Annotated in this window: 29 protein-coding genes; 14 read left to right on the top strand and 15 right to left on the bottom strand. The window is 43.2% G+C overall.

The annotated features are described in order from the left end of the window. Positions 1–21: 21 nt before the first annotated feature. From O3682_RS09675 to O3682_RS09700, 6 genes are all read left to right on the top strand, one after another. Positions 22–384 (top strand): hypothetical protein, encoded by a 363-nt coding sequence (locus O3682_RS09675; RefSeq protein WP_141759986.1) that lies wholly within the window; start codon positions 22–24, stop codon positions 382–384. Between the two features lie 5 nt (positions 385–389). Next, positions 390–1,178: a thioredoxin family protein gene (locus tag O3682_RS09680; protein ID WP_371509838.1), complete on the top strand. Its 789-nt coding sequence runs from the start codon at positions 390–392 to the stop codon at positions 1,176–1,178. A 172-nt stretch (positions 1,179–1,350) separates the two neighbouring features. After that, positions 1,351–2,862 carry a conjugal transfer protein TraH gene (locus O3682_RS09685; protein WP_371509839.1) on the top strand — a complete coding sequence of 504 codons (1,512 nt, stop codon included), beginning with the start codon at positions 1,351–1,353 and terminating at the stop codon, positions 2,860–2,862. A gap of 6 nt (positions 2,863–2,868) precedes the next feature. Further along, positions 2,869–5,778, top strand: a complete 2,910-nt coding sequence (locus O3682_RS09690; protein WP_371509840.1) for a conjugal transfer protein TraG N-terminal domain-containing protein — start codon at positions 2,869–2,871, stop codon at positions 5,776–5,778. Between the two features lie 62 nt (positions 5,779–5,840). Further along, on the top strand, positions 5,841–6,284 hold the full coding sequence (locus O3682_RS09695) for a M23 family metallopeptidase (RefSeq protein ID WP_371509841.1): 444 nt from the start codon (positions 5,841–5,843) through the stop codon (positions 6,282–6,284). Between the two features lie 15 nt (positions 6,285–6,299). Further along, a complete protein-coding gene (locus O3682_RS09700; protein ID WP_371509843.1) occupies positions 6,300–6,464 on the top strand; it encodes a hypothetical protein in 165 nt (54 codons plus the stop codon). 31 nt (positions 6,465–6,495) lie between these two features. Here the strand turns inward: O3682_RS09700 and O3682_RS09705 are convergent, their stop codons facing one another. From O3682_RS09705 to O3682_RS09720, 4 genes are read right to left on the bottom strand one after another with little or no spacing between them, the layout of a single operon-like run. After that, entirely contained in the window at positions 6,496–7,065 is a 570-nt protein-coding gene (locus tag O3682_RS09705) for a cold shock domain-containing protein (protein WP_371509845.1), read from the bottom strand. A gap of 12 nt (positions 7,066–7,077) precedes the next feature. Continuing rightward, positions 7,078–7,692: a hypothetical protein gene (locus tag O3682_RS09710; RefSeq protein ID WP_371509847.1), complete on the bottom strand. Its 615-nt coding sequence runs from the start codon at positions 7,690–7,692 to the stop codon at positions 7,078–7,080. Between the two features lie 15 nt (positions 7,693–7,707). Then, entirely contained in the window at positions 7,708–8,415 is a 708-nt protein-coding gene (locus O3682_RS09715; protein ID WP_371509849.1) for a TrbC family F-type conjugative pilus assembly protein, read from the bottom strand. A gap of 42 nt (positions 8,416–8,457) precedes the next feature. Beyond that, complete coding sequence (locus tag O3682_RS09720; protein WP_371509851.1) at positions 8,458–9,447, bottom strand: hypothetical protein; 990 nt, start codon at positions 9,445–9,447, stop codon at positions 8,458–8,460. A 258-nt stretch (positions 9,448–9,705) separates the two neighbouring features. On the opposite strand from O3682_RS09720, the gene O3682_RS09725 reads away from it, so the two are divergent. The 8 genes from O3682_RS09725 (at position 9,706) to O3682_RS09760 (ending at position 13,854) form a co-directional block, all read left to right on the top strand. Continuing rightward, entirely contained in the window at positions 9,706–10,404 is a 699-nt protein-coding gene (locus O3682_RS09725) for a recombinase family protein (RefSeq protein WP_371509853.1), read from the top strand. Positions 10,405–10,419: 15 nt separating this feature from the next. Next, the gene (locus tag O3682_RS09730; protein ID WP_371509854.1) at positions 10,420–10,788 is read left to right on the top strand and encodes a hypothetical protein; all 369 of its coding nucleotides are present in this window, start codon (positions 10,420–10,422) and stop codon (positions 10,786–10,788) included. An 88-nt stretch (positions 10,789–10,876) separates the two neighbouring features. Then, complete coding sequence (locus O3682_RS09735; protein WP_371509855.1) at positions 10,877–11,779, top strand: recombination-associated protein RdgC; 903 nt, start codon at positions 10,877–10,879, stop codon at positions 11,777–11,779. An 82-nt stretch (positions 11,780–11,861) separates the two neighbouring features. Continuing rightward, positions 11,862–12,101: a hypothetical protein gene (locus tag O3682_RS09740; RefSeq protein WP_371509857.1), complete on the top strand. Its 240-nt coding sequence runs from the start codon at positions 11,862–11,864 to the stop codon at positions 12,099–12,101. A gap of 317 nt (positions 12,102–12,418) precedes the next feature. Continuing rightward, positions 12,419–12,676: an anti-CRISPR protein AcrIIC1 gene (gene acrIIC1 / locus O3682_RS09745; RefSeq protein WP_371509859.1), complete on the top strand. Its 258-nt coding sequence runs from the start codon at positions 12,419–12,421 to the stop codon at positions 12,674–12,676. Beyond that, positions 12,673–12,885, top strand: a complete 213-nt coding sequence (locus O3682_RS09750; RefSeq protein WP_049360086.1) for a helix-turn-helix domain-containing protein — start codon at positions 12,673–12,675, stop codon at positions 12,883–12,885. The genes acrIIC1 and O3682_RS09750 overlap by 4 nt, the downstream gene beginning before the upstream one ends. Before the next feature lie 201 nt (positions 12,886–13,086). Beyond that, positions 13,087–13,308: a hypothetical protein gene (locus O3682_RS09755; protein ID WP_371509861.1), complete on the top strand. Its 222-nt coding sequence runs from the start codon at positions 13,087–13,089 to the stop codon at positions 13,306–13,308. Between the two features lie 9 nt (positions 13,309–13,317). Then, on the top strand, positions 13,318–13,854 hold the full coding sequence (locus tag O3682_RS09760; RefSeq protein WP_371509863.1) for a hypothetical protein: 537 nt from the start codon (positions 13,318–13,320) through the stop codon (positions 13,852–13,854). A gap of 434 nt (positions 13,855–14,288) precedes the next feature. Here O3682_RS09760 and O3682_RS09765 read toward each other — a convergent pair whose 3' ends face one another. The 11 genes from O3682_RS09765 to O3682_RS09815 all read right to left on the bottom strand — a co-directional run bounded on the left by O3682_RS09765 (position 14,289) and on the right by O3682_RS09815 (position 23,093). Next, the gene (locus O3682_RS09765) at positions 14,289–15,539 is read right to left on the bottom strand and encodes a Y-family DNA polymerase (protein WP_049360070.1); all 1,251 of its coding nucleotides are present in this window, start codon (positions 15,537–15,539) and stop codon (positions 14,289–14,291) included. Position 15,540: 1 nt separating this feature from the next. Next, positions 15,541–16,122, bottom strand: coding sequence for a LexA family protein (locus O3682_RS09770; RefSeq protein WP_049360067.1), 582 nt, complete (start codon positions 16,120–16,122; stop codon positions 15,541–15,543). Positions 16,123–16,541: 419 nt separating this feature from the next. Beyond that, positions 16,542–17,003, bottom strand: a complete 462-nt coding sequence (locus O3682_RS09775) for a hypothetical protein (RefSeq protein ID WP_049360065.1) — start codon at positions 17,001–17,003, stop codon at positions 16,542–16,544. A gap of 53 nt (positions 17,004–17,056) precedes the next feature. Further along, complete coding sequence (locus O3682_RS09780) at positions 17,057–17,740, bottom strand: DUF7168 domain-containing protein (protein ID WP_371509867.1); 684 nt, start codon at positions 17,738–17,740, stop codon at positions 17,057–17,059. A 67-nt stretch (positions 17,741–17,807) separates the two neighbouring features. Further along, positions 17,808–18,050 (bottom strand): pyocin activator PrtN family protein, encoded by a 243-nt coding sequence (locus O3682_RS09785; RefSeq protein WP_371509869.1) that lies wholly within the window; start codon positions 18,048–18,050, stop codon positions 17,808–17,810. A gap of 284 nt (positions 18,051–18,334) precedes the next feature. Continuing rightward, the gene (locus tag O3682_RS09790; RefSeq protein WP_049360122.1) at positions 18,335–18,856 is read right to left on the bottom strand and encodes a hypothetical protein; all 522 of its coding nucleotides are present in this window, start codon (positions 18,854–18,856) and stop codon (positions 18,335–18,337) included. A 443-nt stretch (positions 18,857–19,299) separates the two neighbouring features. Further along, positions 19,300–19,800, bottom strand: a complete 501-nt coding sequence (locus O3682_RS09795) for a hypothetical protein (RefSeq protein ID WP_049344991.1) — start codon at positions 19,798–19,800, stop codon at positions 19,300–19,302. Positions 19,801–19,970: 170 nt separating this feature from the next. Further along, positions 19,971–20,447, bottom strand: a complete 477-nt coding sequence (locus O3682_RS09800; RefSeq protein WP_053091023.1) for a hypothetical protein — start codon at positions 20,445–20,447, stop codon at positions 19,971–19,973. Between the two features lie 81 nt (positions 20,448–20,528). Then, the gene (locus O3682_RS09805; RefSeq protein ID WP_049360108.1) at positions 20,529–21,317 is read right to left on the bottom strand and encodes a DUF1281 family ferredoxin-like fold protein; all 789 of its coding nucleotides are present in this window, start codon (positions 21,315–21,317) and stop codon (positions 20,529–20,531) included. 215 nt (positions 21,318–21,532) lie between these two features. Continuing rightward, complete coding sequence (locus O3682_RS09810) at positions 21,533–22,120, bottom strand: hypothetical protein (RefSeq protein ID WP_049323170.1); 588 nt, start codon at positions 22,118–22,120, stop codon at positions 21,533–21,535. A 223-nt stretch (positions 22,121–22,343) separates the two neighbouring features. Beyond that, positions 22,344–23,093, bottom strand: coding sequence for a hypothetical protein (locus O3682_RS09815; RefSeq protein WP_371509872.1), 750 nt, complete (start codon positions 23,091–23,093; stop codon positions 22,344–22,346). Positions 23,094–23,163 lie beyond the last annotated feature (70 nt).

Raw genomic sequence — 23,163 nt, forward strand, 5'->3', positions numbered from 1 at the left:
ACTACGTTGATTGCAGTCTGCATGAGCATGGTAGTAGGGCCATTGCATGCTGCAGAAACATTTAATGGCGGTATTTCATTAGACAAAACCGAGAAGTTGGTGAAATCGTCTATCCCACTGCCTGATGGCAAGCCGGACGTGCTTCTAGCTTTGGCTATGCGCCATGGTTCAGCCAGAGGGCATTTTAGTGGGAAGGCTGCTGCTGCGGTGCACAAACAGTTCAAGAAAGAAGTGCCTATCTACATTGAGGCAGTCAGGCAAGAGGCATTAAAAAACAAGCCGGGCTGTAATAAAGTACGTCTGACTTTCAAAACGACACCGCAATATGAAAGCCTTGCACCAACACAATCAGTCGATATGGAAGTTTGTCCTAATAAGCGATAAAAATCATGAAAAATATAATCCTAACTATCCTTTCAATTATCATGTCTGCCTCTTTTTTACAGGCTGCAGCCGAGGGTATGGGGTGGTATGACCAAGATATTTGGAAAAATGAAAACCGTGCTTTCTTATGGTATCCGGATGCCAAAAAGCCCAAACAAGCCAGACAAAGCCAACCCCAGAATACCCCGGTTCGCAATGAACTTGCAGAATTTGAAATGCTGCAAAAAAATTTGGATGAGTCTCGTAAAATTGCCGTCATGAATCCCACACCTCAAAATTTGAAGCGATATATTGAACTTCAAGAGGTCGTTATGAATAAATCTGCGGCGTTTACTGACCAATGGCAAAGGGTAATTTGGCAGAACCCAGATTTGGATTACAGCCAACGTGGTCGTCCGAATAATCAACTGGCCCAGCAACAATATGATCATAACCGTCAGCAACAAAAGGCTGAGGCAATTAGAAAACTTGCAGGAGAGAACGGTATTCTGTTTGTTTTCAAATCAGATTGCCCTTACTGTCATACCATGGCCCCAATTTTGAAAAATTTTGCCGACCAATACGGTATTAAGGTTATGCCGGTCAGTCTAGATGGTGGAGGTATCAATCATTTCCCACGCGCTTTACCGAACAATGGTATTGCACAAAGGTTGAATGTTACTACTGTACCTGCAATGTACGTCATGGACACAAAAACCAAGCAATTTACACCTATTGGATTTGGGGTAATGGCGCAAACCACGCTTGAGGATCGTTTCTTAGCGTATTCGCGCCCTGTCGGAACATTATATTAATCAAATTAAAGGCCCTATATAGGGCCTTTAGTATTTATATTTCAATGTATTAACTGGTTGACAATGCAGATAATTTAGGTAAAATAAAGCTTCCTTAATCTCAAGTCTTTACTGTAACTCATCTCGGTTATAGTAAGGATTCCCCTACTATAACCGCTTCATCGGAGCGGTTATGAAATTTCACATCTTTCGATTACCAAAGCCGGCCAAAGTGCTGGCTGTTTGTGTTTCCTCTACAAAATATCTATGCTTGGCAGCATCACTGTCTCTCCCAATCAATAGTAGTGCCGGCATTGAGAAGAATATGGCTGACATGTTCAACTCAATGGGTGCAGAAGCCAATTATTCTGAGGCAGGTGCATTCCACGGCCAAAGTGGCAGTCTTTATACCGGTGGCGGTCTTAACGTTCGCAATCCGGTGTCAGATGTCAGCCTTGCGAATATTCAATTACCTTCAATCAGTGCAGGTTGTGGCGGTATAGATTTCTTCGCAGGCTCTTTCTCGTTTGTCAATAAAGAACAATTCATCCAATTTACACGAAACCTTGGCAATAACGCAGCAGGTGTAGCCTTTGACCTTGCACTTAAAGCCCTTGATCCGATGATCCAAGATGCAATTGGCGGTATTCGCGATATAGTCAATTATGTTAATCAAAACAGTTTAAACAGTTGCAAACTAAGTCAGGATATTGTCGGCGGCGTAATGGGTAAACTGGGTTCGTTGGCCAGTTCAAATTGTCGGGCTGCATCAGTAGATTCAGGTTCGTCAAATGATCCGGCAGAAGGTACTTGGTACTGTCAAACTGCTAGAAACCTTGTTCATGAAGCCGATAAGGTACGAAACACTGGAAAACCCCAAGATACGATTAGCTATACCGGCGGTAATTTGACTTATGAGGCCATGAAGAACTATACAGGTCAACGCGCTAAATTGGGTATCGACATGGACTTCTATTACAGCATGTTGGGAACAGTTGTGTTTACTCCATTAACAAAACATGAAGAGGATGATGACAAATATAAAGTTGGTGTTCAAAGTTTTGAACCCAAAATTCTCAGCATACAAGATCTTTTAAACGGCAAAAACAATGCCGGCGGAGAAATCCGGGAGAAAATCGTATTAGACATGTGGACATGTAGAAACGGTTCTAAGAAATTAATGGAAAATTGTTCAGAGAAAAATAATGTAGAAATACCTTCTTTACGCTACATGATTCATGAACGTATTTCGACTTTACCTACTGCAATACGGAATAACCAAGGATGGAATGAGACTACGCGTGAACAAATTGCTGCCATTGTCAATAACAGTAAATTGCCCATACTAAAAATGGCTGTATCAGATGCTTTCCTTGGAACTGGCTATTTGAAAAAAACAGCAGTTTTAGATGCGATTGCCGTTGATATTATGGCCAATATTTTGGACCAATCTGAACGCCAAGTGCGTTCAACCTTGGGTATGTACAACAAAACAGACGAGGTAAGCGGAGAAGCTATCAAAAAATTATTCGCTAACCTAGCTGAATTGCGCAGCAAAATATACAAAGAACGTATTGATTCAATGAAGAAAATCGAGATCGAAGAAAATATGATGAGGGCTATGGAGCAGTTTGAAACACAATGGCGTTCAGCCTTTGTGGATACCAACAACTCCATGACTTTTGATTCGATGAACCGTTTCTAAGGAGAGATGATGGCTGTCGAATACTTTACTTTCCCTGGCAACGGAGAAGCTGTACGGGCGGTTTTCAATGGCGTTGCCACAATATCAGGATCTACGATGATGGGTGGCGCAATGCAGGCTGCTGCCTTATTTGGATTCCTGGTCACTCTTGCTGTTGCAGTCTTCAAATTGGATTTGAGGGATAACTTCAGTTATTTGTTTGTCGTGTTATTTTGTTGGATGGGTATGATGGTCCCTAAAACCACTGTACTTATTACTGAATCAGGTGGGTATGGATATACAGGCCGTCAATATACTGTTGGCAATGTACCTGTCGGCCTTGCTTATATGGGTTACTTTGTGAGTTCTTTTGGGCAAAGTATTACCCGCAAAGCCGAGCAAGTTAACCACCTGCCGGACGACCTCAATTACTCACGCACCGGCATGCTATTCGGAACGCGCCTGATGGAAAATATCCGTGAAGCACGAATCCCAGATGCACAATTGACTCAAGACTGGGCACTGTTCATGAATCAGTGTTCATTCTTTGATATGAACCTGTATCACTTCTACACAGTGCAAGATTTAGCACAAAGTACAGATATTCTTGCAACATTAGGAAATACCAACCAAGCTTTGTTTACTAATGTTTCACAAACCACAGCGGAAAAGAACGGAAGGCTGAAGTACAACGGAAAATCAACAACTAAGACCTGCAATGAAGCAGCAAAACTACTGAAGGAACGCACGGAGTTTTATAGCAAAAATTATTTGCCTAGCTACATTGCCGAACGTGTTTTTGCAGGTTTGGGTACAAATTCGGCAGGAATAAACCGGGTAAATGCCCTGGCCACGTTAGGCAATAGCTCATTCCAGTATCTGCTGGACAATTCCCGCTTCGATACTCTGAAAAATATCGAACAGGCGGCGATGGTTGAGGTTATTCGTCAAGCAGGCATTATCAATGGCCAACGCAACCGAAATTCGGCTGCTGTACAGCAGGCATTTGCTCAAGTTCAAGCTCGTAATCAGTATATTGCAGCCCAAAAAACCGGCTCATCAATGGCAAGTTGGAATCTTCCCTTGATTCGTTCTGCTGCTGAGGCCATTCTGATAGGTTTATTCCCCTTTGTAATGATTCTCGCCATGTTAGGTGGCATCATGGCATTCCGGTTATTAAGCTTCTACATGATGAGTATGCTATGGATTCAGCTTTGGGCACCTGTGGCCAGTATCATCAATATGATTATGACTATGAATGCGAAGCGTCTGTTTAGCGTGGAAGCAGCCAACGGCGTTATTACACCGGGAACAGGTGATACGTTATTGATGGCAGCAGCCGATGCACAAGCAGCTGCTGGGGCTGCAATGTGGCTAATCCCAGTCATCGCCGGTGCTCTTGCTATGGGCGGACGTAGTCTATTAAACGGTATGATGGGTATGACTACATCAGCCAAGACAACTGGTGAGGCAGCGGGTTCTCAAGCAGGGGCGGGGAATTACTCTGCCGGCAATATGAACTACAACAATAGCAATGCCAACAAACATAGCTTAAATCCCGTATATACCGACCCTCAAATGATGACTGCTCAATCAGCAGCCGGTACATCATGGCGGAATATGGCAACTGGCGAAAATCGCTATCAGGGAAGGGCGGACAGCTTTGGCAATGTCTCATCTACCTCTACTGTCAGTATGTCTGATGTTTACACTCAAGCAGCCGACCGAAGCACGACGGCAGCCAAACAGTACGCCGCATCTTCAGTTGAACAAACAACCTTGGGTAATACACAAACTTTGGCTTTCGGCTTACAAACTGTCGGTCAAAACGGTGTGAATTATTCAGTTACCAACGGCATGAGTAGTTCTACCGCTAAATCTTTGGATCAAATTTGGCAATCAGCAAAAGATATTGCTCAAAGAAACGGTATGGGCAATGATGTACAGACAGTCAGCTCTATTGCGCTTGATTTGGGTGCAAGATTGTCAGGCGGAGCAACAACGCCGCCTGGCACAGGTCTCCATGGTAGTGCCACAGTAAGTGGAGGAGCATCTATTAGGGGTGAAGGTAGATCTTCAAACAAACTATCACATGATATCAGTGAAACAGCCAAAACTCTTGAATCTCAAGGTGTTAGTATTACAAGAAATACTCTTGAAAACATCGGGCAAAGTAATGCGTTTACTCAGGCTCAAACTGACAGTAGCAGCCTTGCTTCTCAAGCTCAAGCCAGCTATAACAAAGCACATCAGGCCAGTATCAGCGAACAACAAAGCTATGCTGAGGCTCAAAGTCATCGTGAAGCTGCTTCCCGTACAGCACAATCTGGGGCGACTGTTAGTATTGATAACGCAAAAGCCATTCGAGAATATGCTGATAAGAATGGTATAGCCTACAGCGACATGTACAATAATCCGTCTCTTGTAACAGCTGCGGTAATGGAGGAAGCAGTTTCTCAAGCTTCAACTTTAAGACAGCAAGCTGAAGGTACTCGGTTTGACAGCACAGGACAGGTTAACCCCGATGATCGTCCTACTAATAACGTAGCTGCTGCTTATAGTAATTATGTGTCTGAGGTAAACGGCCAAAAATCTAGCACTTTTGCCAGCATCCAGGCTGAAGCCGACAGAAAAGGTATCAATAGAAATGAGGTCCGATCAAATATTGACGGTTGGCAACAAACTCTGGAGCAGGGAAGTAAAGCCGCACAGAACTATAATCAGGAGGTTTTTGATGAAGGTAAGGGAGCATACGGAAGAAATAAAAACAACCTGAATACTCAAGGGCAAGACACCTTCAATCATGTAAACACTTTTGCTATGGGTGCTACACAAACTTTCTATTCCGATAAAGCATATGACCAAGCGAAAAATAAATATGGTAAGACTGAAGGGCGGCCAGGAAGTGGCTCTCGTAACTACCGCCCAAAGAAGTAGCCCCGCCCGGTATCGGCTATCGCGGCAATGGGGCAAAATCATATGGCTCAGGAAATGAAACTTTGGGTCCATTATTACCTGGTGCACACATTATCATCAGCCCATTTGGAAAACGGGTTCACCCTATTTTGAAGACAGTCAAAAATCATAAAGGTGAAGACTATCGAGGCTCTATCAATACGCCATTGTTGGCACCGTTTAGTGGCAGAGTAGTGGAAAGTCGCTATCAAGCAAATACAGTCAACGGTAAAACTGTCGGCTGGGGACACACTGTCGTAATTGAAGCTCCAAATGGCGTAAGATACCGAGCCTCTCACATGAATAGTGCCAGCCCGCTACGTTTTGGTGAAGTCGTTAGCAAAGGGCAGCAAATTGGTAAGCTTGGTGCCAGTGGTGGGGTAACAGGCCCGCATCTTGATGCTATGCTGTACTCTCCATCGGGTAAAATTTTACCTGTGAGTGCCTATCGCGGAAAAACCTTAAATGAAATCGGTAAAATCAAATAGAGAAAGGTATAGATTATGAGCATTGCCCATATTGTCATTGAAATTGAGGAATCTGCGACTTTAGATGACTGCAATGTACGGTTAAGTTACAGTGGTGGTACAGAGTTGCAGTCGGACGAGGCAAAGACCGTGTTTTATAAAACCCTTGAAGCAATTGAGGGGGTTTTAGAAGAAGACTAGATGAAAAAATAGGCAGCTCAAGCTGCCTATTTTAATCAGATAAATGCCAAATATTTCTCGGATCATGTGAATAAGAAGGATTGTGCCGAAGTGTATCCTCCCAGAAATCGTTTAACCACTCATCATTAGTGACAACATCAGTGTCAGACCCCAGTTTCATATTCCTGAATATCTTATTGAGAAAGATTGTCAGCACGGAAAATGTTATCGCCGGGAAGACAAACAGCAAAACTATGTTGGTTGTCCTATCAAAAAAGCCGTTTAAAATGTAGAAAAAACCTGCCGTCATGAACATAGTTAAACACAACGATACTATGGCCGCTTCAGGTAATTTGTCTTTTTTTGCCATGGGGTGTTTCTCAACTTTCTGAAAGTCTTTCCATAAGGTCTTCAATTTATGGATCCGTTCAGGATCAGGATTATGTATATCACCAACCTTTCGAGCTCGTAGTCCACGGCTATGCTCAAATGGTTCGAAATTCACTATTTTTCCTTGAATATCTGAACCGGTGGCATGACGGAAAAAGTATTCATGACCATCTTCACCGAAGATAAAGCCAAAATCTTTTTCATAGCTATACCATTTTACGAATCCGATCATGATACTTCTCCTTTATTTATAGGTTACTTGGATACTATCACTTGTAATCCAACGTTCATTGCCTCTGTTTGGCTGAATTTTAATTAAGCCATTCTCACCTTTTTCTAAGACCAAAGCAGACCCATAGGAAGTAGTGATTTTTTTACCCGGTTGTACATCCGTAACTTTGCTGCGGTAGGTTTGTTCCCCTGTATATCCCTCAGCAAAGGCAAAGTTTGTATAGTTTTCGTTGTACCACCATCCCATCCACTGTACTTGTTTGCCGTTGATACAGAAAATATCGGAAGTCAGTGTTTCAACTGCCCCCTTGTGATGTTCGCAATATGCTTTGAAAGTTCCTACTGCATCCTCAACTGTTTTTTCATGTTCAGATTCGGATCTTGCATAGAATTTTCGTTCGATTGTTCCCGTACTTTCAAAAACCTTGCCTTGAACAATCCGACTAAGCCCCGCCAATTTACTGTCTTTCATCCAATCTTGTACAAACTTGGGATAGGGTTTATCCAAAGAAGCTTCTAATGCTCCGTCAATTTTGGCCGGCTTTGATGCAAGATTTAAGAAATTTCCCTTAGCCAGGGCATTTGAAATGGCGATAACTGGTAATAATCCAATTATAATTTTTTTCATTTTAATATTCTCCTTTTATTCTTGGGACTTCGCACCAAATGAAAACAGCGGCTTATGGTTCAAACCAACTGTCCCAAAATATGTTTTACATTTCACCTCCGGATTTTTGTCGCAGCCATATTTGCCATCTGGCATAACATTGGCTTGAACAAATGTCGGAACGGCATATCCTCTAAAGAGTTTAACCAACTGCGGTGCAATTAATACGGTAATGCCCTCATCGGTAAAGCGTTTAGCCTCTGTCACTGTCTCAGAAATGGAATCATTAAGGAGACCTTTCAATACGATAATACTCTTATCTCGCTTTGCAATCCTGATAACTTCTTTATAGTTATGTTCTTTTTTGAGATTTAAACTCATTAAAATCAGATTGTCTTTATAATTACTGGTTGCCGGATCAATAATTCCATTTTTGGTCCGTAAAGCCTGGAACTCTTCAGGTGTGAACCGAACAATACTTCCTGTATCAGTATCAACACGCAGATACCCTCCGTCTTTCACATAATTCAACAAATCACCAGGCACTTCTGTACTTTGTGTTTCACGAATATCTTTGTCATGGTTTGGCCAAGATGTACCCATGACGACATTCCGGCCATAAATAGTACGATCAACCAAATAGGAACTTACCAATTCCTGAGCCACGCTGCCAGCCATATTACCGCAAGCAGCTTGTGTCAATAAGGCGGTAGCCAGCAATGTAGGTATCAACAATTTCTTCATAATATAGTTCTCCTTTAGGTAATTTGTATCAGACTCAAAAGCTCATTTCAACTTGATCAGCTTATTGGCCATACGTCGTAGAATCCCATGTTTTTCCGGCATTTCCCTTTTCTCGGAAGTACTTTGGGATTTCTGATGTTCTAATAAGGCTGCATACTGAGCAGCCAAAGCCGAATATTCAGCTTCCAATAAAACATGTTTATTCTTCAGCACCTCAAACTCGTCTTTTATTTGCTCTACTTGTTGTTCATCGGCCTTTATTTGATTATGTAGTGTCAAGGCCGTCTGAAAATCCGTACTCAAAGGATTACGGAGTAGGGTGCAGAGAATTTGTTTCCGAAAGGTGTTCCGAAGTTTCTCTACATGGCGATCAATGCGGTTTTTGATTTCTTCATTATCGTAATTGAGTAGCTCGTCTTCATCAATATACAAAAATGAACCCTTATCTGCCCGTATCTGCACCACCGGTATCCCTATTTTCGATAAGGCTAAACATTTAGGTGCATTAGAAGCCAATCGTGATGTATGCCAAATCTCAACCGCCAATTGCCTCTGCCACCTTATCTCATGCCTGAGTAGGGAAGAGTTACCTGGTTGATCAAATTCAAGCAAAACATCAATATAGAATGTTTTGCCATCTATCTCTATCCGATATTCGGATAATGCACGGTTCAGTCTAATAGTAACAGGCGGTTGTTGCTCGGTGTGTTCAGTGTAATTTAGAACAGTCGTCAGGCCGCCGGGTAAGTTGGATAGTTCGTTCAGCACTTGTTTGCAAAGCAAGTGGGTTAACGATTCAGGAGCAGAAGCACCACCGGAGTCAGCCTCACTGTAATAGCGAAAAAAATTGGTCGCCTTCCTCCTGGTCAAAACCATTTTCTTTCTTGTGCCGGGACGATGACGGCTGTAGTAGATCATTCCTTCTCGGTGTTTTAGCTTTGCTTCAAGTGCAGTTAACCATTCATCACCATCTGGACTCGTATAAGCAATAATTTTCAAACGATCAAAATCCTTTGGGAAGAAAAGCATCATTGGAATAAGACAACAATCAAATTCTGTATATCCTGTTTACCACTATAGGGCAACTTTTTCTTCTCCCTTTTGGATTCAACCGGTTTATATACAGACATAACCAAAATTATAGATAACGGTAATTATTATTACAAAGTTGAAATATTCGGTAGAATACTGTATTTTGACCATAGGTTATTTACAGTACACATTATACTACTGTAAAATATAAATACAATAACTTAAAATCCAGTGGATTAATTACAGGATTTAAAATACATGAGCAACCTCAAAATCGCACGGATTTATCTTAGAGTAAGTACACTACAACAAAATTTAGAGCGTCAACGCAAAATTATAGATGAGGCTAAGGAAAATGGATTTTACATAGCTGGAATCTATGAGGAAAAGGCGAGTGGGGTAAATGCAAGTCGTCCCGAATTGAATCGACTCATCGATGATCTTCAAGAGGGCGATTGGGTTATTGCAGAAAGAATTGATCGAATCACTCGCCTCCCACCTCGTGAGGCAGAATTACTGATTCAAAGAATCACCGAAAAAGGAGCCAAGCTGCATGTGCCCGACGTTTTTTCTTTCGGTAACTTAGATGAACTTATGGGTGAGGGTGATTCTCTTCCAAAATATTTAACCGAACCACTGATGGAAGCCTTGCAAAAAATGTTCTTGCGTATGGCTTTAAGTATTGCCCATGAGGATTGGAAGACAAGAAGAGAGCGTGCAAACCAAGGTATTGCACGGGCCAAAAAAGAAGGGCGGATGAAAGGCCGGCCTGCAAATGATGAATTACACAAAAGTATTATCCAACTCACATTAAACGGTGTGAGTATTACAGGGATAGCATCCGCACTTAAATGTAGTACATCAACGGTAAGCAAGGTTAGACGAGCTTATAACCGCAAACATAAGTCAGGTGACAAGGATCAATTCGATATATTTAAACCAGCTTTAAAGAAGTAAGTAAAGGACAAAATAATGGAAAGTTTCACCCATCTAAATGTCTCTGATATTCAAAACTGGAATATTGGGGATAACTCCCAAAATAGTAATGCTGAAAAAGTTACATTAGATATTGTGGCCTCAAGCAATGAGGTAAGAACAGTTATGAGGAAGGTTACGCTCGATGATTTCATCATCCCTGAATATCGAGGAAAAAATCCAGAAGATTATGAATTTCGTCATGATGGAAAAATAGTTAGAAAAGACCGTTGGGAAACTGGTATTCATAAAATTCATACGATGTTAGTTGAGGCTGGAGCGATGAACGATCAGCCTGAATTTGAAATTGACGATGTAGTGGAATCTGTACGTTCCTTACTCGAACCAATGTTGGGAACAAAATAATTCATATCATATGTGACAAAAAACGGCTACTCCAAGCTTTAAAGTTTGTCATCTTGTCTAAACTCTCCTCATAAATAAAGGTAAAAATATGTGGTTCAAACAAGTAAGTTTTTATCCCATCAGCAAAGAGAAATTACCGGATTTCGAATATCTTGCGAACAAGCTGGCACAATCAGAGTTTGCTCCTTGCCAAGGCTTGGATTGGTTTTCAGAGGGTTTTTCCTCTCCTGTTCCATTTTCTTCTGAATTAGTCTTCCCAGCCGATTTTACATGGAGAGTAGCCCTCAAAAAAGAAGAAAAAGTTCTGCCTGCCGGCGTTATTCGAGATATTTTGGACGAGAAGGTTTTGGAAATTCAAAATAGTGAAGGTCGAAATGTTGGGCGCAAGGAAAAACAAGAACTGAAAGAACAGATTACCGATGACTTGCTTCCTCGCGCTTTTACAAAAAGCACTCGGACTGAAGCCGTATTTGATACAAGGCGTGGTTTTTTATTGATTAATAATGCTACCACGACAAAAGCGGAAAATATCCTGACCAAACTGCGCGAAGCGTTGGGTGGTTTGGAAGCCGCCATGCCCAACACCAAACAATCGCCGTCCTCCCTAATGACCAGCTGGCTGTTGCAAGGCCATTGCGAAGGTGGCTTTGAATTGGACAGTGATTGCGAACTCAAAGGCGTCGGCGATGTTGTTCCGGTCGTCAAAGTTTCCAAACAAGACCTGACTGCCGACGAAGTGGTACAACACGTCAAAAACGGCAAAACCGTTACCCAGCTGGGCTTGGTATGGCGCGAACAAATCGCGTTCATCCTAACCCAAGACTTTACGCTCAAACGCATCCAGTATCTGGACGTTTTGCAAGAAGAAGCCGAAAGCAACGGCGACGATGCCGCCAGCCTCGCCTTTGCCTCGCAAATCCTGATGACCGAAGCCATCAGCACCATGTTGGAAGAACTGGTTACTTATCTTGGTGGATGGGAGCAGGAGTAAATTATGTCTGATATGACAGAAGGTTGGAAGTCTTTTAATGAGACTAAACGCCAAAATTTAGAACTGATATATAGGGATTGAAATGAAAGCAACTAACATCTATCTAGCCGCTAAAACCGACATAGCGCACGAAGCCTCCGACTACATCAACGGCTTGGCTATGAGCAACGGCTTCTCTACCGCAATGAATGATGACGAACTGAGCCAATATCTAAGCTGGTTTGAAGCCCAAATTCAAGGGTGTGACGAATATATTGCTTCTAACTTGGTTATTGAGGCTGAAGAAATAGAGATAGATGAAGAATATTTGTGTCTCAAATAACCAATTTTAACCAAAGGCCACTAATGTGGCCGTTTTTTTGTCCTCATACTCTTCTATTTTAGGGTCTCTGCCCCCAAGCCCCCGGTCTCGCCGCCGACTGCTCGGGAACAGGGCATGGCCTTCGGCCTACACCTGCTCCCTCACTTAAGCGTGTTATCGCTGCCAGTCAGTAAATGGGGTATTCATAAACGCCCTAGTAGGACGTTTACAAAGCTTCCCCATTGACAGCCTTTCAGCTCTATAGAAAGCAGGCATAGCCATAAAAGCTTACATTGTGTGCTAGACTATATCAAACTACGAAAGGAAATCCGGACACTATGAATAAAACTTATAGAATTGGAAAAAATGCCGGGTATGATGGCTGCGGTCTTTGTCTTGCGGCCATTTCTGAAAATGAAGCTATCAAAGTTAAGTATTTACGCGACATTTGTCCTGATTACGATGGCGATGATAAAGCTGAGGATTGGCTGAGATGGGGAACGGACAGCCGCGTCAAAGCAGCTGCTCTTGAAATGGAGCAGTACGCATATACGTCGGTTGGTATGGCCTCATGTTGGGAGTTTATTGAACTATGAAGAAATTTGAAGCCCCTGAAATTGGCTATACACCTGCCAATCTTAAAGCACTGAGAAAACAATTTGGGCTTACACAAGCTCAGGTAGCAGAAATTACCGGTACAAAAACCGGATACAGCGTCCGCAGGTGGGAAGCAGCAATTGATGCCAAAAATCGCGCGGATATGCCGCTCGTAAAATGGCAAAAACTTTTGGATTCATTAAAATAAAAAGCTTGTGTTGATACAGGCCATAGCAAAAGAAGTTACCGGAACGAAGTAGATGATGAAATAGTAGAACAACTGAAAACATGGTTGCCAGATTTGTTTGCCAGAAAACTCCGGGGTGTCATAGACGACTATTACGCCGTCCGTTGCGACTGGCACAACAGTAAATCGGTTGGATTTACGGTCAGCCGTATGGACGCAGAAATGCAAGCAACTGAAATTGTCAAATTCAGTGTCTGCCGGCATAGCAAACGAGCAAAGCCTTCTTGGGAATTTGTCGGCGGCAAAGGAACGCCACCGCCTGTTCCATTCGTGGCAGCAACGATCTATTCCAACAACCTGATCGTTGATGATTTAGCCGCCATAGCAGCAATTGCCGATTTTGAGCGATGTTTAGCTTGGACGTGGATGGAAAACCACATATAAGGTTATGTTATGCTTTTACTCAGACGCGATCACATCGATAGGATGTTTTCCATCATAGAAAATCGCAGGTTTGATACCTCATGGGAAATTACAGAATACGACGGGGGGATGAATTTTTTGGGAACCCTTGGTGAAGTTCCGGTGCATGAACTCACTAACCGTTCAGCAACATTGTGCTTTGAATGGATGGGAGAAATCTCTGAACCACGAGATACCTATGATATTGTTGGAATGAAACCAAACATTCTTTATGATTTCAACGGTTCAGGACAGCACTTTGACAACCCCGATCCGCGTTACCTACTCCCGGTAGGTTCTACCGGCTTGATTCTCAAACATGTCGTTATTGATGATGAGGATGAACTACTGCGAATTTGGTGCCTCAGACGTAATATTTACCATAGCAAATACAGACTGCTGAAAAACATTCCTATACTCAGAGATGTTTTGTTACACAGGGCATGTCAGGAAATTTACCGGATTAATGAAGACTGTCGCAAAAACACATTTGTAATTTCGATCTGCCACCGCCCGCGTGAAATATAAACTTATAGTAAGGCAGATTATTATTTTTAAATACTCGATTCTTGAAAAAAATCCTGTCATACCAATATACATGCCGTATCTATAATCTCTACTCAAGGAGCCTAAATATGCCGTTAAAACCTGGACCAAAACCGATTGCAAAATCAACAGGCAAACCCGATCAGCGACGCCGTGATAATAAAAGCACGCCTGGAAATAATCCGTCTTTAAAACCAAGCAAGTCATCCGGCAACCGTTGAGCCTGAACCTCCCACGCCCTCAGCTTATACAGGCGGCCGGGCTTTTCTACATTATTGTGTCATTTATTTGTAACTTTGACATCATATTTTGTTTAATATTTGAAGAGTTAAAAAAGGTCGTCTGAAGTTCAGACGACCTTTTTTCTATGGAATATTATCCACAGATTTTGTGGATGTTTTGGGGAAATCATATCCTTAGACTACGAGCAAATCCGCGAACCGTGTGGTATAGCACAGGCTCAACCTATCTCTGTTCATTTTCCAGTCATCCGCAAGCAGTTCGGAGGCAAGTTTTAGACGTCCTCTACCGTACCGGCGATTGATTTTGTCCCATGCCTCCATAACTGGATTGACGGCTTCCGGCTGCCATAGGTCCGTTTGTACATGTCCGGCTGGTTTCAGCCCATGCAATTCGATCCCGCATTTTTTATAGAGGTAGCCACCTCGGTAAACGTTCTCCAACAGATTTTGCGCCTCCCGGTTCAGGATGACGGTATCGGCTGACGGCACGGCCAAATTACGGCTCAGGCTCTTATGGTATTGAGGGGCTTCTTCCCTGAAAAAATCCGTGTGTAAGAATACGGTAACGGCAGAAGCCGCCAGTCCGTCACGACGCAAGGCTTCTGCCCCCGAGCTGATGTGATGTGTAATCGCCGCCTGCAACGCCTCCGGTGTTTCGATACACGTTCCAAAACTGCGGCTGCGGACAAGATTCTGCCTTGTTTGCGGTTCAGGGTGCAAACCATCACAGGCAATACCCTGCATTTCGCGCTGCGTCCGTTCGACCGTCACGCCGTATCGCCGGCGTAGGGTAGCGGTATCCGCCCGAACGAAGTCCAATGCGGTATAAATTCCTTGCGCCGCCAGTTTGGCCGCTGTTCTACCCCCGATTCCCCAAATCTCATCGACACCCTGGCTGCGCAAGGCACGAAGGCGGACAGACTCATTCCAATCTAACCAAACCACCACTCCTCCAAAGTGATCGGGGTAACGTTTGGCAAGATGGTTGCAAAACTTGGCCAGCGTCTTGGTCGGTGCGATGCCGACGCAGGTTGGTATGCCTACCCACTGCAATACGCGATGTCTGATTTGGCCGCCGAGTTCGGCGAGGTTCTCGATACCGGCCATACTGGCGAAACATTCGTCTATCGAATAGACTTCAATCGCAGGGACACAACCGGCGATAGTTTCCATCATCCTCCGGGACAGGTCCGCGTAGAGTTCGTAGTTGCTCGAATAAGCTTTCAAACGACCTTGAGAAACTAAGTGTTTCACACGGAAATAGGGTTCCCCCATCTTAATGCCTAAAGCCTTTGCCTCAGCAGATCGTGCAACCACGCAGCCGTCGTTGTTTGACAGGACGACGACAGGGACGTTCTTCAAATCCGGCCGGAATACCCGCTCACAGGAACAGTAAAAGCTGTTGCCATCTATCAGTGCATACATGTCAGCCACCCTGACGCACGTCTTTGATGACGAAAGTCACGACCCCAACAACCGACCATGTATCTCCATCGGTCGGTACAAAATCAGGGTACTCACCGGAAGCATTTTCAGAGTGCAGCTCAGGCTTACGACCGGGAACTTTGTATAGCCGTTTGATCGTAAACTCGTTACCTAAATCCGCCATCACAATATCGCCGTGCTTCGGTGTTTTAGAGCGGTCAATGATCATAATATCGTCTTTACCGATACCCGCATCAAGCATGGAATATCCACCGGAACGTGCGGCGAAGGTGGCAGACGGGTTTGTGATAAGGTACTCGTTAAAATCGAGATAGTCAGCAACATACGGCTCCGCCGGAGAGGGGAAACCGGCGGGTATTTTCTCGAGTGCATATGGGACTTTTAGTGTTGTCCGATTGATGGGTATAAGGCTACCTTGAGGCATGGCTGTAGAAGCGATCATGGCATCCACTGTTGGTATCAGCGACACTGGGATACGTTTGACTGCCGTGGCTTCACCTGTTTTGCTTTTGCGTCCTGCACCATCTCTGCGTCCACCGCGTTTTTTTGAAGCTTCTTCCATAATAGGCTATTTTGATTACGTAACAAAATCATTTTATCAGAAAGTATTTATGGGCAGGCAATGCTGAAATAAAAAAAACGACTGCTGGATGCAGTCGTTGGGATAAGGCAGAGTTTGAGGTTTCAAAATCTATATAAACTAAAAAAATAGAAGTAACGACAATTATAATTCTAGAATAATAGAAAAACTGTAAAGTAAAAATGCTATTACAAAAATTACAAAAAGAGGAATAAAAATTCTCAAAATTAGCTGGTAGGCTTCGGCTCTGTCAAATCCGAATTTATGGGAGAAAAAAATAAATAGACCAGATATCAAAACCATACCTGTAGCAGAAATTAGTAGCATAAATCCAGGTTCATTTATCATTTATACCCTCAAATACTAGTATCAAAAATCAAAATATTTAAAGAAACAGTATCCTACCGCTTTTTATTGAGTAAAGGCACCCCGAACAAGATACAGCCAACCATTGAAAACAATCCGATCAATCTTAAATTTTGCTTACTCCAAAGTTCTAAAGAACTTATACCATCATCGGAACCCAGAAGGGAAGGCAGGCCAATACAATAATGCAGGACAATCCAGAAAATGGTGATCCAAACAAATTTCCGAACAAAAGAATAGTTAAAAATATTTCTAATAAACAACAGGATAACAATTGAAATAAACTTTGCAATTATTGCTGAAGGAATTTCGTTTTGAGCGATAGACTCCCCCACCGATGGTGTTGCGAATATTCCTATTGCAACACCAAACATTCCAAACAACCCGGGAAGAGTAAATAAAATCAATAAAATAAAAGCATAACGCTCCAGTGGATGTAACTGTTTGAATTCGTACTTCTCTTTTTCGAACGCTTCTTTAAATTCAAGTCCATTCATTATTTATCTCCTCCAAAATCATCATTACAATGTATTCTTAATTTCTTTTTGATTCATTTTTGCTCTACAATTTGTTGCACGCCGTCCGTACCATTCATGGCATGGTGTAACTGCACTTGCTTACCCGATTCCATTCCTTTGGCTAATGCCTCATATTCTATTTCTGATCCTTGTAGGATTGACGATTTCGCATCTCTTGTTCTCGCTTCGGTCATATACGGATATTCTTTTTTTGCGTATCCGTCCATAATGGCTTTCTCTTCGTCGGACATCTCAAATTTTTTGACTGTCTCATAAGCACCCACAATCCAACCGCCGCAAAATTGGTCGGCAAGATAAGTTCTGTGTGCGGGCTTTCTTGCTCGGCAGGTTTTCAAAAATTTGCGGCGGTCGGCGGAAATCTGACGATAAACTACATCAAAGGCATAGGCTGAGATTTCTGCTCGATTTCCAATGCCGTAAAACATCATCGTTTTCCCGCGTTGGTAAGATTGGCTCCCAAATATATCGGCAATCATATTTGCAATGCCCCATTGCCAGTCTGCCAATTTAAAAGCCATTTTTCGATCGGCTTTCTGTTCAGAAACTCGTGATAAGGCAATATCCACTGCATTGACTTCATACTTTTCCATTAATGCCTGTGCCTGCTTTAATGCCTGTGCGGCTTCATGTTCATTTGCCGACTGACCCAAAGCCAAACATTTCTTGATTTTGTCTAAGACCTTCTCTTCATCCATCTCAAATCCTTTTAAATCAGTATCTTATATTTTCAATAAGGCAAAAAAATATAGATTGGTTGGTATTTTAATTTCGTACTCTTGCCCATTCGTCCTTTGCCTTGCTTTCGATTTGGTCTAGCCATTCAGCAAGGGCTGACACGCTTACAAACTTTGGGCTTTTCTTGTTGCTATCTGCTGAAATTACCGGCCATGGCAAACTTTGTGCATTTGCCTTTCGGCGTGCTACTTCAGGTCTTTGCCGGCCTTCCTGCATGCCTTCATCACTTCCTTTATGGAGTCCTCCGCTACGGTTTGCCCGTGCGTACATTTGGCTAAGGTGCTTTTCTGCGCCTCCGTGCCGTAGCTTGGAATATATTTATACGGATTCATGGCCAACATGGCATAAAACCAAATGAATGTTATTGCCAACCAATACATTGATACGTTGAATTTTCCTTTGAACCACTTATCTTGTACAATTATTAAAATGAAATGAATGGGCAGAAATGCAAACACATAGTAAAATTTAAAAACCCCATATTCATCATAAAAAATCTTTAATAACATCTCCATAATCATATTAGAATCCTATTAAGTTGAAGTAAGATAACCTTAATCTAAGTTATATCCCTTTTTTCTCAAGCAGGAAATGACCTTATTTTCCAGTTTAATTTCTTTTTCATTATCAGCACCAACTATACTTGTCACTTTGGACAAATCCTCCTTGAAACTTTTAACACAAAATATTAAATCGCGTTTCTCTGCTTCATCATTCAATTTCCCTACCAATTTAGGCAGCCTACTATCAAGTGTATCCAGCCAGTTAGATGATACACTTATAGTTTTGCTCTTCTTTTTCGTGGTTAAAACTGCGCCGTTTATATTAGCGGGTTGTTCCTCCATTTGGATATTGATGGTTTCTGGGTCATTATAGATAATCATATCGTTATGAACATAGTAGAAAAAACCGACTGATGACAAACCTGAAACTATTAATAATAATGTAGAAAATTCTTCGACTACTACATTTTCAGCACTGAACCTCAAAGAGGCAGCAGCCAGTACAAGCAGAAACATGATTACCAATATATGAAAATATGTATCTGAGTCAATAAAGAGAGAAGATAGAGTCATTTTATATATCCAAGTTAAAAAGAACTATATATAAATAATAGCTCATATTGCGAGCTATTGCAAGCTTTTATTTTCAATGAATCCAAAAGTTTTGGCCATTTTACTCGCAACATAAAACATAAATTCCATAAGATCCTGGCCGTACCGACAGCCGATACCATTATTCTGAATCGCGAGGCGCAAAATCTGTTGTCGGATGTTTACCGAAGCGGCTATCTCTATAAAAAATGCGGGATTGAATTGCATGGGCTAAACCCGTTGAACAGATACAGATACGGTAGAGGCCGTCTGAAACCGTGATTTTCTCAATATAGCTTATGATTTCGTTTTCAGGGCATGAAAACTGCCGCTTACCAGACGGCCTACTCGGTGGGATAGGTTTTCGCTCATTTGGATTTTCCTTTCACTAAAATGTGTTAGTTTCATTTGGTATGGAGGCAGCCTTAAACTTCATTTGCCTGTTGCACAATCTTTGCCAGTTTCAAAGTGTTTTCAAGCTGTTGCAACACGGTATCGTCGTATGCTGCGCCTTTGCCGGTTACGGCGAGCTGCAAGATGCTGTCGGTGAGGCGTACGATGCGCCACATCAGTTCGCGCTCGTATTTTTTCAAATCGTCAAGGTCGGCTTCTTCGGGCAGGTCGGCGGCAAGTGTTGCGCCTAAGTCGGGAAGCTGTTCAAACAACCTCGCCACGATATGCGAATGCACTCCGGCCTGTTTTTCAGCGTGCAAGATTTCGTGTTTTGCCGCTTGGAAAAATTGCTCCTGCGCTGTCAGTGCGGAGCTGTAATCGCGTGTCTGCGTATGCGCCAAGCGCGCCAGTTTGAGCAGTTCGCGGATTTTTTCAGACGGCGTATTCGCACCTTCGATTTTGAGTTCGGCAATAAAATCAGCATCTTCCTGAGTGATACGCACACTAATTGGGATACGGTTCGTTGCATTCATATTCGTTTGCTTTAGTTTGTATTCATTTGAATACAAATATACAAGATGAGATTCTGAGGCGCAATACCTGAAACCGTATATCTATGTAAACATCAGGCCGTCTGAAACCTGATTTTCGGTTTCAGAGAAATAAAAAAAAAGGCTGCCTAGGCAGCCGTTGGGTTTATACATCAATCATCTTGATCGAGCAGTTTTTTCAGTTTTGACAAAGGTTCAGTAACAGGAAACGTGTATCCAATAAATTCTTTGAATTGTCCTGTCAAATCCATCTCGTAGAGAGTTCCTGTCCAATCATTGAAAAACTCCAAGAAAAAAGTCATAGACGACGTATAGGTCGTTAAAACCAATCTCTCATATCTCAATTTGCCTTCGAATCCTTCAGAACACACACCACAATGTATTGCAAGGTGATGAAGCTTGTTAGGGTTTTCAGCAAGAATCTTTATCGCGTGATAGAGTAACTCGACATCTACGCTAACTGCTAAATCTGGAACTGAATAGTCGTATTCGTCGGACTGATGAATATTAAAAAGCTCTTCACTTTCCTCCGGGAAGACGATCTGCAATTTTTGCATCCCATCTTCTTTAGAAAGTGTGAATTTTGGTTTTTCAGGAATTTCATTGCTTTCGGTTTTGATATTACACATACTAGTCTCCAAAATGGGAGACAACCCTTTCGGGTTGCTCCCGAAAGGGTAGGTTTATTCAAAAATTATAAGTTATGATAACTACTCGGAATCTTCATCCTCGTCGTACTCACAACCGAAATGCTCAATCGCGAAGGCTCGCACTTCATCTTCTTTGCAAGGATACTCGAATAACGCGCCTTCATGACCTTCATAAGATCCCGCAAACCACATTCCCTCCTCCAAGTATTTGGCTTCAAAGACAAGGTCAGGAAAGCGTTTGGCGATTTCTTCATAAAGCCTATCCGGAGGACCCCAGGCAGTGTCACAGCTGATCCAGATGTCGCTTTTCCCAACCGTCACAAAAGTGCAGTCGGGATCTACGTCCCATTTGCAGCCCCAGTTAGCCATTCGCCAGTCATACCAATCCTTATGACCGTATTGGCGGATGTTTTCCGCAATACGCTTGGCAAATTGTTGATCGTAACGAAAACGAGATGCGACTTCAGCGTTATCTTCAAAATGGGTAAATACTTCACCAACAGTCAGATTGTCCCAATCAAATTTTTCCGAAAAATATTGCTTTAATTCGGAGAAAAGTTCATCCGGCAATCTATATTGAACGGACCAAAAGGATTTATCGCTCTGTTCCAGCATTTCCTGTTCCAAATTGATCAACTTCTTTTCAGGTTGTTGAGCAATTTGAAGCCAGGTCAGCTGCATGTAACTATCAGGCACTTCAGGAAGAATCAGCTCCTCCGGCATGGGTACAATATGCTGAAAGCTAAATTGATACCCATCGTCGGTTTTGATCAAGATTTGTTCCGCAACTTCAGCGATACGTTGGGGATTGCCTTCAAAATGAAGGCTGTTACTACACCAATTAGGCATATAAAGCTCCTAAGCAGGAATCCCTATCCCTGCGGATAAGGAAACCCGCAGGTTAATGGGCATGCGCCCGGGTTGATAAAAGAGTCGCCACCGGGAATCCGGAGCACATTTCAGACGACAGGTGCTTTAGATAAAAGGCAAAGAAACCGAAACGGTAACTTTGCCTTCAGGAAGCGGAACGACGGTCCCGCTGGTTTGGAAAAGAAGCACGGAAGTTATGCCGACTCTGCGTACAGTTCGGGCAGGATTTCACGGTGCAGCCAGCCGGTGACGACTTCGCGTAGCACATGGCGGCAGCCATCAGGCAGAACATCGGATAGACTGAAACCGAACTCGTACAGTCCTAGCCCTTCATTCGACTGCCACTCAATGATGGCATTGCTGTGGCGGCGGAAAATCCAGGCGATGTCTTCATCTGATAAATACTGCAATGCCACCTGAAAAATAACCATTTTGTCAGGACGGTTAAAATACTGCCGATAGGCAGACATCAGATAGCGCATGTCGGCAACGGCGGATACGCCTTCACCGGCGTATCCGTCCTCAAGGTAAGTGACGGCTGCAACAGCATCACCATTGCTACTGCTGATACAAACCATGTCGGCATTAGCCTGTTTGGCAAACTCTTCACAGGTTTGGGCAAAGATGGCCAAATCAGCCCCTAATCCCAATATTTTCAGTTCACGTCTAATAGCGGCCATGGCACCATCCGTGTGGGCGGTCAAAACCGCACCGTTTAATTTAGCTGCCGCAGCTGCCGATTCTTCCCGATCGGGATTCATCCATACAATAAAGTTTTGCATTATGTTGCTCCTTAAAAAGAAAACGGGGAACACAGTCCGAAGGGATTGTGTTCCCCACGGGGTTAATAAAAATAGCCGTCCGTCCCGAAGGACGTGCGCAATGGGTAACGGCAATACGCGGGTGGCAGATAAGGTCTGCCGGTCTGTAAACAGGTATTTTCAGACGACCTTGATTGAAGGTCGTCTGAAAATACCTGCCCGAAGGCAGGTGAGAGGTGCAATTTCAATCAGAATCCACCGTATTCGGGGCACTTCCGGAAATCAGAATGTCAATCAGTGTCTGTGCAGCTGAAATGGGTATCTCGTTGCCGATCATGATACTCTGCAACGGAAAATACCTGCTTGAGCCAAACACAGACAGGCCAAACTGATTGGGTTTGAGGAAAAAGGAAAAGCCGGGCTCTGCGTCACGGTACAAATGAGCCTGAAGGATGTTTTCGGAAACATCCAAAACCGATTCGCCGTTTTCGCCAAAGACCAAACCGTATTTCAGGGCAATATAGTTTGCCACTTCAATCAACAGACGTTCGGCATCAGACGGCTTGGGATCAGACGACAGTCTGCCTGCGTACCACTGCCTGCGCTTTTCTGCAGGTGTGTTGAAGACTTTTTCAGCCCAAAGGCGCACCGCTTCGCTGACCTGAATACAGCCTTCTCCTTCGAGAACGGCGACGGCATAAAGCCAATCGTCGAAATAATCGGCTGCCTGGCCAAACGTCAGACCGCTGCCGATAAAGTCGGCAAAGCCGTTTTCGACACGATAGGCAAGGTCTTCGGCATATTCTTCAAATGCCTTATAACTTTCCTCTGTAATTACTGTATCGCGGGGAACATCCCCCATATCCCCAAGACAGTAACTCATATCGTCCGATTTGAGGATGGCGTTGCTGCGGTAGTAATTGGGATAGTGTTTTTCGATAAAGTCCCAGTCCAAAGCGGACGGGCGAAGCATGAAATATTTTGAAACGGACACGAGATTTCCTTTCAGGATAAAAAGAGGGATACGCGCCCGTCGGGGAACGTATCCCCGTGGGGTTTAAAGA

The sequence above is a fragment of the Neisseria sp. 27098_8_112 genome, assembly GCF_041433235.1.
Classification (GTDB): domain Bacteria; phylum Pseudomonadota; class Gammaproteobacteria; order Burkholderiales; family Neisseriaceae; genus Neisseria.

Excerpts from the sequence above, each read along its gene's own strand:
- O3682_RS09675 (WP_141759986.1), top strand. The coding sequence starts at position 22 with ATGAGCATGGTAGTAGGGCCATTGCATGCTGCAGAAACATTTAATGGC.
- O3682_RS09680 (WP_371509838.1), top strand. The coding sequence starts at position 390 with ATGAAAAATATAATCCTAACTATCCTTTCAATTATCATGTCTGCCTCT.
- O3682_RS09685 (WP_371509839.1), top strand. The coding sequence starts at position 1,351 with ATGAAATTTCACATCTTTCGATTACCAAAGCCGGCCAAAGTGCTGGCT.
- O3682_RS09690 (WP_371509840.1), top strand. The coding sequence starts at position 2,869 with ATGATGGCTGTCGAATACTTTACTTTCCCTGGCAACGGAGAAGCTGTA.
- O3682_RS09700 (WP_371509843.1), top strand. The coding sequence starts at position 6,300 with ATGAGCATTGCCCATATTGTCATTGAAATTGAGGAATCTGCGACTTTA.
- O3682_RS09705 (WP_371509845.1), bottom strand. The coding sequence starts at position 7,065 with ATGATCGGATTCGTAAAATGGTATAGCTATGAAAAAGATTTTGGCTTT.
- O3682_RS09710 (WP_371509847.1), bottom strand. The coding sequence starts at position 7,692 with ATGAAAAAAATTATAATTGGATTATTACCAGTTATCGCCATTTCAAAT.
- O3682_RS09715 (WP_371509849.1), bottom strand. The coding sequence starts at position 8,415 with ATGAAGAAATTGTTGATACCTACATTGCTGGCTACCGCCTTATTGACA.
- O3682_RS09720 (WP_371509851.1), bottom strand. The coding sequence starts at position 9,447 with ATGATGCTTTTCTTCCCAAAGGATTTTGATCGTTTGAAAATTATTGCT.
- O3682_RS09725 (WP_371509853.1), top strand. The coding sequence starts at position 9,706 with ATGAGCAACCTCAAAATCGCACGGATTTATCTTAGAGTAAGTACACTA.
- O3682_RS09730 (WP_371509854.1), top strand. The coding sequence starts at position 10,420 with ATGGAAAGTTTCACCCATCTAAATGTCTCTGATATTCAAAACTGGAAT.
- O3682_RS09735 (WP_371509855.1), top strand. The coding sequence starts at position 10,877 with ATGTGGTTCAAACAAGTAAGTTTTTATCCCATCAGCAAAGAGAAATTA.
- O3682_RS09740 (WP_371509857.1), top strand. The coding sequence starts at position 11,862 with ATGAAAGCAACTAACATCTATCTAGCCGCTAAAACCGACATAGCGCAC.
- acrIIC1 (WP_371509859.1), top strand. The coding sequence starts at position 12,419 with ATGAATAAAACTTATAGAATTGGAAAAAATGCCGGGTATGATGGCTGC.
- O3682_RS09750 (WP_049360086.1), top strand. The coding sequence starts at position 12,673 with ATGAAGAAATTTGAAGCCCCTGAAATTGGCTATACACCTGCCAATCTT.
- O3682_RS09755 (WP_371509861.1), top strand. The coding sequence starts at position 13,087 with ATGCAAGCAACTGAAATTGTCAAATTCAGTGTCTGCCGGCATAGCAAA.
- O3682_RS09760 (WP_371509863.1), top strand. The coding sequence starts at position 13,318 with ATGCTTTTACTCAGACGCGATCACATCGATAGGATGTTTTCCATCATA.
- O3682_RS09765 (WP_049360070.1), bottom strand. The coding sequence starts at position 15,539 with ATGTATGCACTGATAGATGGCAACAGCTTTTACTGTTCCTGTGAGCGG.
- O3682_RS09770 (WP_049360067.1), bottom strand. The coding sequence starts at position 16,122 with ATGGAAGAAGCTTCAAAAAAACGCGGTGGACGCAGAGATGGTGCAGGA.
- O3682_RS09775 (WP_049360065.1), bottom strand. The coding sequence starts at position 17,003 with ATGAATGGACTTGAATTTAAAGAAGCGTTCGAAAAAGAGAAGTACGAA.
- O3682_RS09780 (WP_371509867.1), bottom strand. The coding sequence starts at position 17,740 with ATGGATGAAGAGAAGGTCTTAGACAAAATCAAGAAATGTTTGGCTTTG.
- O3682_RS09785 (WP_371509869.1), bottom strand. The coding sequence starts at position 18,050 with ATGTACGCACGGGCAAACCGTAGCGGAGGACTCCATAAAGGAAGTGAT.
- O3682_RS09790 (WP_049360122.1), bottom strand. The coding sequence starts at position 18,856 with ATGACTCTATCTTCTCTCTTTATTGACTCAGATACATATTTTCATATA.
- O3682_RS09795 (WP_049344991.1), bottom strand. The coding sequence starts at position 19,800 with ATGAATGCAACGAACCGTATCCCAATTAGTGTGCGTATCACTCAGGAA.
- O3682_RS09800 (WP_053091023.1), bottom strand. The coding sequence starts at position 20,447 with ATGTGTAATATCAAAACCGAAAGCAATGAAATTCCTGAAAAACCAAAA.
- O3682_RS09805 (WP_049360108.1), bottom strand. The coding sequence starts at position 21,317 with ATGCCTAATTGGTGTAGTAACAGCCTTCATTTTGAAGGCAATCCCCAA.
- O3682_RS09810 (WP_049323170.1), bottom strand. The coding sequence starts at position 22,120 with ATGCAAAACTTTATTGTATGGATGAATCCCGATCGGGAAGAATCGGCA.